The 12808-nt window shown below is 59.1% G+C and carries 17 protein-coding genes; 14 read left to right on the top strand and 3 right to left on the bottom strand.

The window, feature by feature from the left end:
• Positions 1–6 precede the first annotated feature (6 nt).
• The 3 genes from fliI to ACEK02_RS03075 are packed head-to-tail and all read right to left on the bottom strand — an operon-like array spanning position 7 to position 2921.
• Positions 7–1338: a flagellar protein export ATPase FliI gene (fliI, locus tag ACEK02_RS03085; protein ID WP_371420333.1), complete on the bottom strand. Its 1332-nt coding sequence runs from the start codon at positions 1336–1338 to the stop codon at positions 7–9.
• A 28-nt stretch (positions 1339–1366) separates the two neighbouring features.
• Positions 1367–2137, bottom strand: coding sequence for a flagellar basal-body rod protein FlgF (flgF, locus tag ACEK02_RS03080; protein WP_371420332.1), 771 nt, complete (start codon positions 2135–2137; stop codon positions 1367–1369).
• 1 nt (position 2138) lies between these two features.
• Positions 2139–2921 (bottom strand): DUF1217 domain-containing protein, encoded by a 783-nt coding sequence (locus tag ACEK02_RS03075; RefSeq protein ID WP_371420331.1) that lies wholly within the window; start codon positions 2919–2921, stop codon positions 2139–2141.
• A 154-nt stretch (positions 2922–3075) separates the two neighbouring features.
• Here ACEK02_RS03075 and motA point away from each other — a divergent pair, with 154 nt between their 5' ends.
• From motA to flgH, 14 genes are all read left to right on the top strand, one after another.
• A complete protein-coding gene (motA, locus tag ACEK02_RS03070) occupies positions 3076–3981 on the top strand; it encodes a flagellar motor stator protein MotA (protein ID WP_371420416.1) in 906 nt (301 codons plus the stop codon).
• Complete coding sequence (locus ACEK02_RS03065; RefSeq protein WP_371420330.1) at positions 3981–4916, top strand: FliM/FliN family flagellar motor switch protein; 936 nt, start codon at positions 3981–3983, stop codon at positions 4914–4916. The genes motA and ACEK02_RS03065 overlap by 1 nt, the downstream gene beginning before the upstream one ends.
• A complete protein-coding gene (locus tag ACEK02_RS03060) occupies positions 4897–5181 on the top strand; it encodes a hypothetical protein (protein ID WP_371420329.1) in 285 nt (94 codons plus the stop codon). The genes ACEK02_RS03065 and ACEK02_RS03060 overlap by 20 nt, the downstream gene beginning before the upstream one ends.
• Positions 5182–5214: 33 nt before the next feature.
• Complete coding sequence (fliN, locus tag ACEK02_RS03055) at positions 5215–5607, top strand: flagellar motor switch protein FliN (protein ID WP_371420328.1); 393 nt, start codon at positions 5215–5217, stop codon at positions 5605–5607.
• A 27-nt stretch (positions 5608–5634) separates the two neighbouring features.
• The gene (locus ACEK02_RS03050) at positions 5635–6672 is read left to right on the top strand and encodes a flagellar motor switch protein FliG (RefSeq protein ID WP_371420327.1); all 1038 of its coding nucleotides are present in this window, start codon (positions 5635–5637) and stop codon (positions 6670–6672) included.
• 12 nt (positions 6673–6684) lie between these two features.
• Positions 6685–7761: a flagellar biosynthesis protein FlhB gene (gene flhB / locus ACEK02_RS03045; RefSeq protein ID WP_371420326.1), complete on the top strand. Its 1077-nt coding sequence runs from the start codon at positions 6685–6687 to the stop codon at positions 7759–7761.
• A 91-nt stretch (positions 7762–7852) separates the two neighbouring features.
• Positions 7853–8230, top strand: coding sequence for a flagellar basal body rod protein FlgB (flgB, locus tag ACEK02_RS03040; RefSeq protein WP_371420325.1), 378 nt, complete (start codon positions 7853–7855; stop codon positions 8228–8230).
• Positions 8231–8241: 11 nt separating this feature from the next.
• Positions 8242–8658, top strand: coding sequence for a flagellar basal body rod protein FlgC (gene flgC, locus ACEK02_RS03035; RefSeq protein ID WP_371420324.1), 417 nt, complete (start codon positions 8242–8244; stop codon positions 8656–8658).
• A gap of 2 nt (positions 8659–8660) precedes the next feature.
• Positions 8661–8981, top strand: coding sequence for a flagellar hook-basal body complex protein FliE (locus ACEK02_RS03030; protein WP_371420323.1), 321 nt, complete (start codon positions 8661–8663; stop codon positions 8979–8981).
• 9 nt (positions 8982–8990) lie between these two features.
• Positions 8991–9779: a flagellar basal-body rod protein FlgG gene (flgG, locus tag ACEK02_RS03025; protein ID WP_371420322.1), complete on the top strand. Its 789-nt coding sequence runs from the start codon at positions 8991–8993 to the stop codon at positions 9777–9779.
• 25 nt (positions 9780–9804) lie between these two features.
• The gene (gene flgA, locus ACEK02_RS03020) at positions 9805–10281 is read left to right on the top strand and encodes a flagellar basal body P-ring formation chaperone FlgA (protein ID WP_371420321.1); all 477 of its coding nucleotides are present in this window, start codon (positions 9805–9807) and stop codon (positions 10279–10281) included.
• On the top strand, positions 10281–11381 hold the full coding sequence (gene flgI, locus ACEK02_RS03015) for a flagellar basal body P-ring protein FlgI (RefSeq protein WP_371420415.1): 1101 nt from the start codon (positions 10281–10283) through the stop codon (positions 11379–11381). Before flgA ends, flgI begins: the two co-directional genes overlap by 1 nt.
• Positions 11382–11446: 65 nt before the next feature.
• The gene (locus tag ACEK02_RS03010; RefSeq protein ID WP_371420320.1) at positions 11447–12103 is read left to right on the top strand and encodes a MotE family protein; all 657 of its coding nucleotides are present in this window, start codon (positions 11447–11449) and stop codon (positions 12101–12103) included.
• Positions 12100–12804, top strand: coding sequence for a flagellar basal body L-ring protein FlgH (flgH, locus tag ACEK02_RS03005; RefSeq protein WP_371420319.1), 705 nt, complete (start codon positions 12100–12102; stop codon positions 12802–12804). Before ACEK02_RS03010 ends, flgH begins: the two co-directional genes overlap by 4 nt.
• Positions 12805–12808 lie beyond the last annotated feature (4 nt).

The following is a 12808-nucleotide window of genomic DNA, read 5'->3' as shown; positions in this document are numbered from 1 at the left end:
GGGTGGTTACCCGATCGCAGTCTTGATCACGCTCAGCAATTCCTGGAACGGCTCGGCGCAGGATGGGTCGGTCGGATGCTGTTGCAGCACGTCGTAGATCTTGGGCACCAGTTGAACGGCCTGGTCCAGCTCGCTGTCACGGCCGGGCTGATAGCCGCCCATCAGGCGAAGGTCGCGGGTGTCCTCGAAACGCGCGATCATGGCACGCAGCTTCCGGACCAGATTGGCTTCCTCCGGCGACCATACGTGCTGGCCGAGGCGCGAGACTGATGAGAGCACATTGACGGCGGGATACCGGCCCTGATCGGCGACGTCGCGATCCAGCATGATGTGCCCATCCAGCGTACCGCGCACCGTATCGGCCACAGGCTCGTTGTGATCGTCACCATCAACCAGTACGGCGAAGACGCCGGTAATGGAGCCCTGGCCTTCGAGGCCCGATCCCGAACGCTCGAGGAGGCGTGGGAGTTCGCTGAACACGCTCGGCGCATAGCCGCGTGCGATCGCCGGCTCGCCGGTGGCGAGTGCGACTTCGCGCAATGCATGGGCGAAGCGCGTCACCGAATCGACGATCAGCAGCACCGATTCGCCGCGATCGCGGAAATATTCGGCGATGGTCATCGCCGTCTTCGGCGCCAGCCGCCGCATCATCGGGCTCTCGTCACTGGTTGAGACCACAGTGATGGCGCGCGATTTGTGATGCACCAGCGATTCTTCGAGAAATTCGCGGACTTCGCGGCCACGCTCGCCGACGAGTGCGGTGACGACAGCGTCGAAGTCGGACCCGCGTGCCAGCATCGAGAGCAGCGTGGTCTTGCCGACGCCGGAGCCGGCAAAGACGCCGATGCGCTGGCCGATGCAAAGCGGTGTGAAGAGGTCCACCACCCGCACGCCGGTGCGAAGTGGTTTGCTGACGCGCGAGCGGCTCATCGCCGGCGGAGGATTTGCATCTGTCTGCATCTCGCGCTCGCCGACCGGCATATCGCCGGCGCCGTCCAGTGGCTCGCCGAGCGCATTGATGACGCGGCCTTTCCAGGACGGATGCGGCGACAGTGTCTTGGGAGGCATTCGGAAAGCGGGAACGCCAAGGCCTGCGGCGAAGTGCGAGTCGAACGGCTTGGCCGTTACACCGTCATTGTCGATTCGCACGACCTCACCGAGATGAACCCGCTTGTCGATCTCCAGTCCGATCAGCTCGCCGAGCTTGACGTATCGCGACAGGCCCGAGACGCGGAAATGCGTCGGCGTGACCTCGGACACCATGCCGCCGACACGTACGGTCGGTACGTCCCTGCGGAGGGTTGCGATGGTCGATTCGAGTTTTTCAAGCGCGTTCATCGAGCTCTCCCGCCGGTCACGTCAGGCATCAGGCCTTTGGATCGCCCAGCGTACGAATGGCATTTTGCATTGTGCCTTCGGAATTATCGATCAATGAGCTGACGCTCTGGAAGGTGCGTTGCGCGGTCATCATCTGCGTCAGTTCTGTCAGAGGATCCACATTCGATCCCTCGACATAGCCCTGCTGAAAGCCGACCGTGACGAAATCGAGCGCAGCGGTTGCCGGCCTGTTGGGGATCACGCCCGATGTTCCAAACCGCTCCAGCTTTGCGTCCGGTGCGATGTCGAACAGGCCAAGCTGACCGACCTGGATCCGGCCCTGCGAAATGGTGCCGTCGCGCACGATGGTGAGCGGGCCTGCATCGGGATCGACGATGATCGGCGTGCCGCCCGAATCCAGCACGGGATAGCCGGTGAGGGTCTGAAGCTGCCCATTGATGTCGATCTGCATGCGGCCGTCGCGCGTATAGACAGTGCCGTTCGGGCCAGCAAATGCCATCCATGTCGTGTGGCCGGGGTCGGGGCCGCCGGGATAGGCGGCCATGCTGTTTCCGGTGACCGCGACGTCCAGCGTATTACCGGTCTGGGTAATGGCGCCTTCCTTGCGCGAGATGAAGTTCTCGCCCGGCGAAGAAAAAGCGACCGCCTGCGCCGCTGCGCGCGACATCGCAGTCTCGAATTTCACTGCGTCAGCACGAAATGCGGCCGTTTTCATATTCGCCATATTGTTCGCGATGGTTTCGAGCCGTTTTTCGAGCGAGACCTGGGCCGAGAGGCTGACATAGAGTGCTGATTGCATTTTATCGTCCGATTTTCAGGTTCTGCAGGCTGGTCAGCACATCCGTGCTGAGGCCCATTTCGAGCGGCTGTGTGATGAGGATGCTTGAAGCCGGCTGCGTGGTGGACGTTCCGTTCTCCATCTCCCACATCACCGAAAAACGCTGCAGGAATTTCTGCAATTTTTCCGGGGTCTGGAAATCCGTGATGTCGATTTTCGCGCCAAGCATATTCGCCTGTTTGTCGACATCCGCCATCGAGGTCATCGATGACACACCAAGCGCGATCTGGGCGACCTTGAGTAGCGCTGGATCTGCCAGAATCTGATAGATGCTGGTGATCTTGGGTGCCTTGCGCTCGAAATAGAGTGCCAGGCGAATGCCTTCATTCTGTGATCCAGCGTCTTCCTCAAGCTGCTGTCGAACGTATTTCTCGACGACTCCGACTTGTGCGGCGGTGGTGCTTGTCGCCTGCTCACCCAGCTTGGCGAAGTCGAATGCGGTGGCGAATTCGCGGTAGCGGGCGTCCGAAAGCTTGTTGGCGAACGTGGCCGAGCTGGCGACACCTTCCGTGAGAACCTTGCGCATGAAGGCCTTGGCATAGGTCATGTCGCTCAGCCCATAGGCCTTCATGGCATAGCTGAACAGGCGATAGTCACCGATGAATTCGTCGATCGTCTTCACATCGCGGATGTGTGACAGGTAGTATTCCGTGTCCTTCGACACGTCCGGCTTCTCCATCGTCTGCTGCAACGATTTGACGATATTCTTGGAGATCAGCTGGTAGCTTGCGATTGTCGAGACCATCGGCAGTGGGTTCCCAGTCTGCGGGCGCATGCGGCGAGATTGGCCTCAAATTCCCCGGACAAGCTTGCGCGGGGCTGGCCGCCGCAGGCCGATGTCAGCCTCGTGCAAGCATCGTTGCCTAAGTGAGTCGCATCCTCAATCTGGAGCGGTGCGCTTGAGTATTCTCTTTGGTGTCATCATCACACTCGCCAGTCTGATCGGCGGCTTCACCGCGATGGGCGGGCATCTCAGCGTGATATGGCAGCCCTGGGAGTTCGTCATCATCATGGGGATGTCGCTGGGTACCTATGTCATCGCGAATCCCTGGAAAACCGTGGTCGACACCGGTCGCGCTACCGTGCAGGCATTGACGGCAGCGGTGCCAAAGCAGCGTCACTACCTTGATCTGTTGGGGCTTTTGCACTCGCTGATGCGTGAAGTGCGGAACAAGGGCCGTAACGAGGTGGAGGCCCATATCGACGATCCTCCGTCGTCTGAAATTTTTACCGCTTTCCCGACAGTGCTCGCCAACGAGCCGCTCACCCACTTCATTTGCGATTACTTCCGTCTGATTATCATGGGGAGCGCTCGGCCGCACGAGATCGAAGCGCTGATGGACGAAGAGATCGAGACCATCATCCGCAGCAAGATGAAGCCATATGGTTCGCTGATGATGGTGGCCGAAGGGCTGCCGGCGCTTGGCATCGTCGCTGCTGTGCTCGGTGTCATCAAGGCGATGGGTGCACTCGATCAATCCCCGAAACTGCTCGGTGGCTTTATCGGTGCCGCGCTGGTCGGCACGTTTGCGGGCATCTTCCTGTCTTACGGGCTCGTCGCGCCGCTCGCCCACAAGATCAAGATGGTGCGTGAGCAGCGCGCCCGGATGTATGTGATCGTCAAGCAGTCGCTGCTGGCCTTTATGAATGGGGCCTTGCCACAGATCGCGATCGAACATGGTCGCAAGATGATCGGCCCTGGCGAGCGCCCGTCGATCGACGTCGTCGAAAGCGAAACTATCTCAGGCGGTGCTGCAAAAGCGGCACCTGCTGAACCCTCGGCGAAAGCGGGAGCACGGGCCTGATGTCAGACGTGAAGTCAGGCCGTGTAGATCAAGGATCGGATCAACTTCTAGGGGCCGCCGGAATTTCCGTCGAACGCATGCCGATGCTGCATGTGATTTTCGACCAGATGACAAATCTTTGCGCCGAAAGCCTGCGATCCATGTCGCCGTCGCAGTCGTATTTCTCGCTGAGCAGCGTGGGCAGCGATCGTCTCTCCGATATCCTCGATCGCTATGAGGGCGAGGCAATTGCCGCTGTGTTCTACGCGCAAGCATGGGACGCGCGCATCCTCATCGGCTTCGATCGCGATTTCGTTTACACCATGATTGAGCTTCTGTTCGGCGCCGATGGTGCCGAGCCGCCGCTGGATATGCCGCGGGTATTCTCGAATGTGGAACTGCATGTCGCGCAGGCGCTGTTCGAGCGCTTCGGCAAAGCGTTGCAAGCGTCATTCGACCGTGCCTCGGACGTGACGTTCAACCTGGAGCGCGTCGAGACGCGCATGGATTACCTCGCGATTGGTCGCCTCAACAATATGGCTGTATGCGCCAAGATCCTGTTGCAAGGTCTCGATCGCGGCGGCGAGATGTTCATCGTCATTCCGCATGCAGCGCTCAATCCGATCCGTCAGGCGCTGTCCCAGATCGTATCCGGTGAGTCGGCGTCCACCGATCCGAACTGGAGCCGTCAGCTGCATAGCGAGATCAAACGGACCGAAGTCGTGCTGAAGGCGGTTCTTGAAGAACGGCAGTTCACGCTTGGCGAAGTCGCCAAGTTTCATGTCGGCCAGGTGCTCAAGCTCAACGCCACGCCGGACACCATGGTTCGTCTCGAATGCAATGATCAACGCCTGTTCTGGTGTCAGCTCGGCCAGATGAACGGTGTCTATTCACTGCAGGTCAAGGAATCGGCCGACCAAAAACGGGAGTTTATCGATGGTATCCTCGCTCGTTGACATCATCCTTTTCGCAGCCCTGCTCTTCACGAGCATCCGCGTCACCAAGATGCATCGCGAGCTCGTGAAGTTGCGCGCGCATCAGGGCGAGTTCACCACTGTGGTCGTCAAGACCAATGAAACGGTGGACGACATGGTGCTGATGGTACGCGAATTCAGCTCGGACGGACGGCAAATGGTCCAGGCGCTCGGTGACAAGATCGACGAGGCGCGCAAGGCCATCGCGGAGATCGATACTCGCACAGCAGCGCAAAATCCGGCTTAGGCCAATATTTGAATTTTCAAGAAGGCAGGGGATATGAAGCAACCATTCGATATCGATCCGGTAAGCGCCGCTACGGCTACCGACGCGCTGAAGACTGACGGCGCGTCGTTCGGCAAACTGGCAGATCTCGCGGGTCGCGCTGCCGAGGAGACAAGTCGGCTGGCGAATCTCGAGCCGATCCTGCGCATCCCGGTTACGGTGCAGGTATTGCTCGGTTCGGCGACTATGCCGGTCGCGGATCTGATGAAGCTCGGCCGTGGCGCAGTGATCCCGCTCGATCACCGTGTGGGCGAGCCCGTCGAAGTGGTCGTCAACGGACGCATCGTCGCGCGCGGCGCGGTCGTGGTCGTGGAAGATGAAAATTCGCGTTTCGGTGTATCGCTGACGGAAATCGTCGGAGGAGCGTCCGGGGATTCGGACGCTTAAAGAGACTTTCCCAAAGAGATACTCCTCATGGCATTCAATGCACCTGCTAAGCGCGCCGGCACCAGCGTCAAACCGCTGGGTGGCACCGAGAAAGCGGCAGCTCTTCTGCTGGCCATGGGGCGCGAGCTCTCGGGCGGCCTGCTCCGGGAGTTCGATCCCGAAGAGATCAAACTGGTCACGCGCGCTGCGGCCGAGCTCAAACCCATCTCGGGACCGGAGCTCGAGACCATCATCGAGGAATTCGCCCAGAATTTCTCGGAAGGTCCGAATATCTTCGGCACTGTCGGTGAGTTGGAGAAGCTGCTGAACGGCGTGCTGCCGCCGGAGCAGATAACTGACATCATCTCCGAAGTTCTGGGCAATAAGACGAAGTCGGTGTGGGAACGCATCTCGCTTGTCTCGGAAAGCCTGCTCGCCAACTATCTCCTCAAGGAACATCCGCAAACTGCGGCATTGATTCTATCGCGCGTAAAGCCGGCTTGTGCTGCCCGCGTGATGAGCCATCTGCCACCGGATATCCGTCACGACTTGATGCGACGCATGCTCAGCCTCAAGCCCGTCGTCGAGGATGCCATGAGCATTATCGAGAAAACGATGCATGAAGACTTCATGATCAACTTCGCCCGCAACCTGGCGTCCGATACCTATCCGCGCATGGCCGACATCATCAACAAGATGGAGCGGACGCAAATGGAAGAGTCGCTGAAGAACCTCACCGAGTCGCGGCCGAAGTCGGCCGAGATTCTGAAGGGCATGCTGTTTACCTTCGACGACATCGTCAATCTCACGGCCAAGGCGCGCATGCTGATCTTCGATCAGGTGCCAACAGACCGTGTGGTGATGGCGCTCAAGGGATCGGATACGACATTCCGCGAGCTCATTCTGTCGTCGCTTGCCTCGCGCACCCGTCGTCTGGTGGACCACGAACTGGCAAACGGTATCCCCGCGAATCAGCGCGAAATCCTGGATGCCCGGCGCGCCATTACCGACCTTGCGCTCGATATGGCCGGACGCGGCGAAATTGAACTCAATCCCGATCAAGAAGATCAGCCGGTATTCACCTGAAGATAGAGCATTGTGTCTGACGAACCCGACAAGGACAGTAAAACCGAAGAGGCGACAGAGAAGAAGGTTCGTGATTCCGTCGAGAAGGGTCAGATCCCGGTCTCGCGCGAAGCGCCGATTTTCGCCTCCATGCTCGCGCTATTGATTATTCAAAGCTTTCTGACCACCGACAATGTCAGAAAACTGACGTTCACTTTAACCCGATTGATCGACGATCCGTCGGGTATCCGCATCCGCAATGGGACGGATGCTATTGGGTTGCTCTCCGCGGTCGGTATGAGTGCGGCGGGACTGGTTATTCCGATTGTTATCGTCCTGATGCTGGCCGGGCTGGCGTCATCTTTCCTGCAGAACGCGCCGCGCATTGTGTTCGATCGCATCCAGCCGGATGCTTCGCGCATTTCGATCGCGAAGGGGTGGGGCAGGATCTTCGGCGCGCAGGGACGTGTGGAATTCGGAAAGTCGGTCTTCAAGTTCGTCGCTATCAGTCTGGTCGTGATGATCGTCTTGCGGGCTGAGGAGGCCGTGGCCGTGAATGCATTGTTTAGCGATCCGGCGGCTGTTCCGGAATTGGTGTTGACGACGGCAATGCGACTTGTCTCCGCCATCAGCATTGCGACCATTGTCCTGGTGTCGCTCGATCTTGTCTGGGCCCGCTTCCATTGGCGGCGCGAGTTGCGCATGACAAAGCAGGAGATCAAGGACGAGTTCAAGCAGGCCGAAGGCGATCCGATCGTCAAATCGCGGCTGCGCTCGCTGGCGCGGGATCGCGCGCGCAAGTCGATGCTGGCGGCCGTGCCTCGTGCCACGCTGGTGATCGCCAATCCGACGCATTACGCGATTGCGTTGAAGTACAAGCAGGGCGAAGACGCTGCGCCGACGGTGCTTGCAAAGGGACAGGATCTGATCGCGCTGAAAATCAGGGAAATTGCCGAGAAGAACGGTGTCCCAGTGGTGGAAGACAAGATGCTGGCGCGCTCAATGTATGATGTCGCGTATATCGACAAGATGATTCCATCGGAGTTCTTCCGCCCTGTCGCAGAAATCATCTATTTCCTGCATTCGCGCAAACAGAAGACGAATGCGTAAGTGCCGTGCATGTCGTGATACGCATCTCCAGCCTCGGACAAGTTTCCATTCGTAAACCATGATGAAGGAATCATGTTTGTCTGGGGGATAAGTGGGACCCGTCTATCTCTTCGATGTTGCCTCATCGCATGAGCGATGGCTGTCGCTGCGGCAATCCGCAATCTCGTCGAATGTCGCCAATGCGAACACGCCGGGCTATCGCGCGCAGGACATTGAGCCATTCAACAAGATCATTGAAGCCAAGGTTGTGCCCGTGACGGTGACCTCACCGGCGCACATTACGACCGGTTCATCGGTGGAGGCCCAGGGCATGCGCAAGGAAAAAAGCTGGGAAACCGTGCACTCCGGAAATTCTGTCAGCCTCGAGCAGGAAATGCTGAAGGCCGGCGATATCAATCGCGACTATTCGTTGAATACGGCGATCGTCAAATCGTTTCATCGCATGTTCATGACAAGCATGAAGACCTGAGGGAGGTGACAATGATCGACCCATTGCAGGCATCCGTTCAGATCGCGAGTTCCGGCCTCGAGGCGCAGTCGACCCGCCTGCGAGTCGTGTCGGAAAACCTTGCTAACGCCAATTCGACCGGACGTACGCCCGGCTCCGACCCCTATCGTCGCAAGACGACGACCTTCACGGCTGAGATGGATCGTGCCGCGGGCGTGCGAATGGTCAAGGTCAAGGATATCGGAACCGATCAGGCGCCGTTCCGCGTGGATTACGAGCCAGGCCATCCGGCTGCCGATTCGACCGGCTATGTGAGGCTGCCCAATGTCAATTCGCTGATCGAAATGGGCGATATGCGGGAAACCAATCGATCCTTCGAGGCTAACCTTCAAGTCATCAAACAGGTGAGATCCATGGTGTCGATGACCATTGATCTCTTGAGGAGCTAACAATGCTTGAAGCGGTATCCTCAGTCATCAGCAGTGCTGGCGAGCTCGCCAAAACCAGCCAGGTCGTCAATTCGGCGACGCCGGCAGCCCAGCCTGGCGCGTCCACCGTCGGGTTCAATAACGTCCTCGAACAAGTCGCAGCCGATGCCATCGGCTCGATGAAGGCCGGCGAAGCCGCGTCGATCCAGTCCATCCACGGCAAGCTCTCGGCACAGAAGGTGGTCGAGGCGGTCATGTCTGCTGAGCGGTCATTGCAGATGGCTGTCGCCGTCCGCGACAAGGTCGTTCAGGCGTATCAAGAAGTCAGCCGAATGGCGATTTGAGGTTCAATCATGAGAGCTCTGGCCATTGCTGCCACCGGTATGGGCGCGCAGCAACTCAATGTCGAAGTGATCGCGAACAATATCGCGAATATCAATACGACTTCGTACAAGCGCTCCCGCGCCGAGTTCACCGATCTGTTCTATCAGATCGACCGTGCGCAGGGCGTGCCCAACCGAAGCGGTGAAGGTGCAGTGCCCGAAGGAGCAAAGCTCGGTCTCGGCGTGCGTTCTGCTGCCGTGAGGAAGCTGCATTTGCAAGGTGCAATGGCGCAGACCGGCAATACCTATGACCTTGCCATCAATGGCCGCGGCTGGTTCCAGATCGCCGGCCCTAACGGTGAGACGCTTTACACCCGCGCCGGTGCATTCAATGTGAATGAAAACCGCCAGCTCGTGACACCGGACGGCTATCTCGTAACGCCAGCGATCATCGTTCCCCAGAATGCTGTGGACGTCACTGTCAACGAGTCGGGCCAAGTCTATGCGAAGGTCGACGGAAACGTTGCGCCTGTTCAGCTCGGCCAGCTGTCGCTCGCGAACTTCTCCAATGAATCCGGTCTGGATCCGCTGGGTGGCAATCTCTATCGCGAGACGGTCTCGTCCGGCGTGCCGGTTGTCGGCTTTGCGGGGGATGTCGGCTACGGCAAGCTGCATCAGCATTATCTCGAGAGTTCGAACGTTGACCCAGTGAAGGAAATTACCGAACTGATCTCGGCGCAGCGCTCCTATGAGATGAATTCGAAGGTCATCCAGGCAGCTGACGAGATGGCTTCGACCATCTCCAAGGGCTTGCGGTAAATCCACAGAACGGGACGTCGGCCTGATGCGCGCAGTCACCATCGTCATCCGCTGGCTCGCGAGCTTCGTGCTCGCGGCCGGCATCGCCGGCGTCGCAAATGCCGCGGAAGATGCCGTCCGCTATCCCGTGCCGGCCACGGCGATCTATCCCGGTGATGTCATCAGGGATGAGATGATCATGGATCGCAACTTCGCGCCCAATATCCAGGGGGCAAGTGCCTTCATCAATGACCGTGCGTCGCTCGTTGGCCGAATCGCACGTCGTACGCTGTTGGCCGGGCACCTGATTCCGATCAACGGGCTCGAAGATCTCAAGGCCGTCACCCGCGGTGCTGTGGTGAAGGTGCTCGTCGAGGATGATGGGCTCATTATCGTCACCTATGCAACGTCCCTGCAGTCGGGCAGTCCTGGCATGCTGGTACAGCTTCGCAATCTAGACACCGGCGTGACCATTCGGGGCATCGTCCAGCAGGACGGATCAGTACGGATTCAGAACGGATGATGCTGCGTATCTTTTGCGGTCTCCTGCTTGCGCTTTCGATCTCGGCCGCGGATGCCGCTGTGCGCGTGAAGGACATCGCCAATCTGAAGGGGGTGCGCGAAAATCAGATCCTGGGCTATGGCCTTGTGATCGGCCTTAAGGGGACCGGTGACACGTTGCGCAACGCGCCGTTCACCGAGCAGTCGTTGCAGTCGATGCTCGACAATATGGGCATCAATATCCGGGGAACCTCGTTGCGCACGCGCAATGTTGCAGCTGTCGTTGTGACGGCTGACCTGCCGCCGTTCGTTGCGGGTGGTTCGCGGATCGACGTCGCGATTTCGTCGCTTGGCGACGCGTCATCCCTGCTTGGCGGAACGCTGGTGATGACGCAATTACGCGGTGCCGATGGCGAAACCTATGCCGTTGCGCAAGGCGCCATCGCTGTAGGTGGCTACAACGTCGAAGGCGCTGCTCAAACGCTCAGCCAGGGTGTGGCCACGGCTGGCCGTATCCCAAATGGTGCGTTGATCGAACGTGAGGTCAAAGGGCGTTTCAGCGAGATGGAATCGCTCATTCTTGAGTTAAAGAACCCGGATTTTGTTACCGCAACGCGCATCATGGATGCGATCAACGCCCATAGTAGCGGCCGTTACCAGAAGGTCGTGGCGTTCGAACGCGACTATCGAACCATCGTGCTGTCACGACCACGTTCGACTGCACCGGTGCGGTTTATCGCCGAAATCGAGGAGCTGCTGGTCGAGCCGGATACACCTGCCCGCGTGGTGGTCGATGAGCGTACGGGAACGGTGGTCATCGGTCGCAATGTGCAGATTTCGACGGTCGCGGTGACCCATGGCAATTTGTCAGTGAGGATTACCGAGGCTCCGATCGTGTCGCAACCATCGCCCTTTGCACGGCGCGGCGAGACTGTGGTGGTGCCGCAGACCTTCATCGAAGCGAATGAGCCGGGCGCCAAAATCGCCATTCTGCGTGGTGCAGACTTGCAGCGCCTGGTGCGTGGGCTCAATCAGATCGGCCTCAAACCGCAGGGAATCATCGCGATCCTGCAGGCGATCAAGGCCGCCGGTGCGCTGCAAGCGGAACTCGTCATCCAGTAAGCCCGGGTCAGCGTCACGCAAGCCAAAGCGTGCAACGCTCGCTCAGCTGAATCACGAGAACACGAATGGCGCGCGTCGTAAGTCGATCAATCAAGTCTCTTCTGCTGGTCGGCATGGTGATGTCGGCGCCGGCACTCGCCGTGCCCGAGCAGAAGCTGTCGAAGCCGCTCAATCTCGGCGAATTTGCAAAGACGCCGCAAGTTGCGCGCCCCCGCCCGGCCGTCAACAAGCAAGATCCAGTTGCGCGTCCGCCTGCCGATTCGGCGCTGGTCACGGGCGCAATCGACAAGAAGGATAGCGCAGCCGCGAGTTCCCAGGAATCCGACGTCGCGCGTTTCTGCAGCAACATCGCAGACCAGGCGCTCGATGCGCGTGTGGCGTGGCAGCAGAAAGAGTTGGAAGCGACAGAATCCAAGCTGAAGCTCCGTATTGCCGAACTTGAGGCCAAGCGTGCCGAATATGAGGAATGGCTGAAGCTGCGCGAGGAGTTCCTCAAAAAGGCGGAAGACAGCGTCGTAGAGATCTACTCGCGCATGAATCCGGAAGCCGCGGCACAGCAGATCGCCAGCATGGCTGACGACACGGCAGCTGCTGTTCTCGCCAAGCTGCGCGTTCGCGTCGCCAGCGCGATTCTCAATGAAATGGAGCCGGCTCGTGGCGCGCATCTCGCCGACACGCTCGCTGGGATGCGTCGCACCGACGACGGGAAAGCCAAGAAATGATCTGGTTAAGAGTGATTCTGATTCCGATCGCATTGTCATGCCTGACCGGCTGCGCCAGCAATCTCGCCGAGGTTGGCCAAGCGCCCTATATGTCACCGATCGGCAATGGCATGCAGGTTGATGCGCGCGCAATTCCGATCGAGAGGCGTGCCTATCGCGGCGCGGGCCCTCAGTCGGTCTGGAGCGACCGCAAGGATCTCTATCGCGATCCGCGAGCGACGCGGGTCGGCGATCTTCTGACCGTGAATATTCTGATGAACGACAAGGCGATCCTCGACAACAAGACCGATCGGTCGCGCGACTCGCAGATCAAGGTAGAGTCCGATTACTCGGCCAATATTGCCAAGTGGATATCGGCAGGAAATTTCGACACCAACGTCAAATCCCAGTCATCGAACAAGGGCGCGGGCAAGATCGACCGCAATGAGGAAGTGCGTTTCTCGGTGGCTGCCGTCGTTGTGGACGTACTCCCGAACGGAAATCTCCTGGTCAGCGGCTCGCAGGAGATGCGCGTTAATTACGAGATGCGCGTCGTCAATGTCGGCGGTATCGTGCGCCCGATCGATATCAGCCGTAACAACACCATCGCCTATGAAAAAATCGCCGAGGCGCGCATTTCGTACGGCGGGCGTGGCCGGTCGATGGAAGTGCAACAGCCGAACTGGGGTCAACAGGTCTATGACCAGGTCGCGCCGTTCTGATGGA

The sequence above is a fragment of the Tardiphaga sp. genome, assembly GCF_041424195.1.
In the GTDB taxonomy this organism is placed as follows: Bacteria; Pseudomonadota; Alphaproteobacteria; order Rhizobiales; family Xanthobacteraceae; genus Tardiphaga.
Note: the sequence above shows the minus strand (reverse complement) of the source record. Positions and strands in the feature narration are given on the sequence as shown.

Excerpts from the sequence above, each read along its gene's own strand:
- flgC (WP_371420324.1), top strand. The coding sequence starts at position 8,242 with ATGATCGACCCATTGCAGGCATCCGTTCAGATCGCGAGTTCCGGCCTC.
- ACEK02_RS03010 (WP_371420320.1), top strand. The coding sequence starts at position 11,447 with ATGGCGCGCGTCGTAAGTCGATCAATCAAGTCTCTTCTGCTGGTCGGC.
- fliN (WP_371420328.1), top strand. The coding sequence starts at position 5,215 with ATGAAGCAACCATTCGATATCGATCCGGTAAGCGCCGCTACGGCTACC.
- flgI (WP_371420415.1), top strand. The coding sequence starts at position 10,281 with ATGCTGCGTATCTTTTGCGGTCTCCTGCTTGCGCTTTCGATCTCGGCC.
- flgH (WP_371420319.1), top strand. The coding sequence starts at position 12,100 with ATGATCTGGTTAAGAGTGATTCTGATTCCGATCGCATTGTCATGCCTG.
- fliI (WP_371420333.1), bottom strand. The coding sequence starts at position 1,338 with ATGAACGCGCTTGAAAAACTCGAATCGACCATCGCAACCCTCCGCAGG.
- ACEK02_RS03050 (WP_371420327.1), top strand. The coding sequence starts at position 5,635 with ATGGCATTCAATGCACCTGCTAAGCGCGCCGGCACCAGCGTCAAACCG.
- ACEK02_RS03075 (WP_371420331.1), bottom strand. The coding sequence starts at position 2,921 with ATGGTCTCGACAATCGCAAGCTACCAGCTGATCTCCAAGAATATCGTC.
- flgA (WP_371420321.1), top strand. The coding sequence starts at position 9,805 with ATGCGCGCAGTCACCATCGTCATCCGCTGGCTCGCGAGCTTCGTGCTC.
- flgG (WP_371420322.1), top strand. The coding sequence starts at position 8,991 with ATGAGAGCTCTGGCCATTGCTGCCACCGGTATGGGCGCGCAGCAACTC.
- ACEK02_RS03030 (WP_371420323.1), top strand. The coding sequence starts at position 8,661 with ATGCTTGAAGCGGTATCCTCAGTCATCAGCAGTGCTGGCGAGCTCGCC.
- flgF (WP_371420332.1), bottom strand. The coding sequence starts at position 2,137 with ATGCAATCAGCACTCTATGTCAGCCTCTCGGCCCAGGTCTCGCTCGAA.
- ACEK02_RS03060 (WP_371420329.1), top strand. The coding sequence starts at position 4,897 with ATGGTATCCTCGCTCGTTGACATCATCCTTTTCGCAGCCCTGCTCTTC.
- ACEK02_RS03065 (WP_371420330.1), top strand. The coding sequence starts at position 3,981 with ATGTCAGACGTGAAGTCAGGCCGTGTAGATCAAGGATCGGATCAACTT.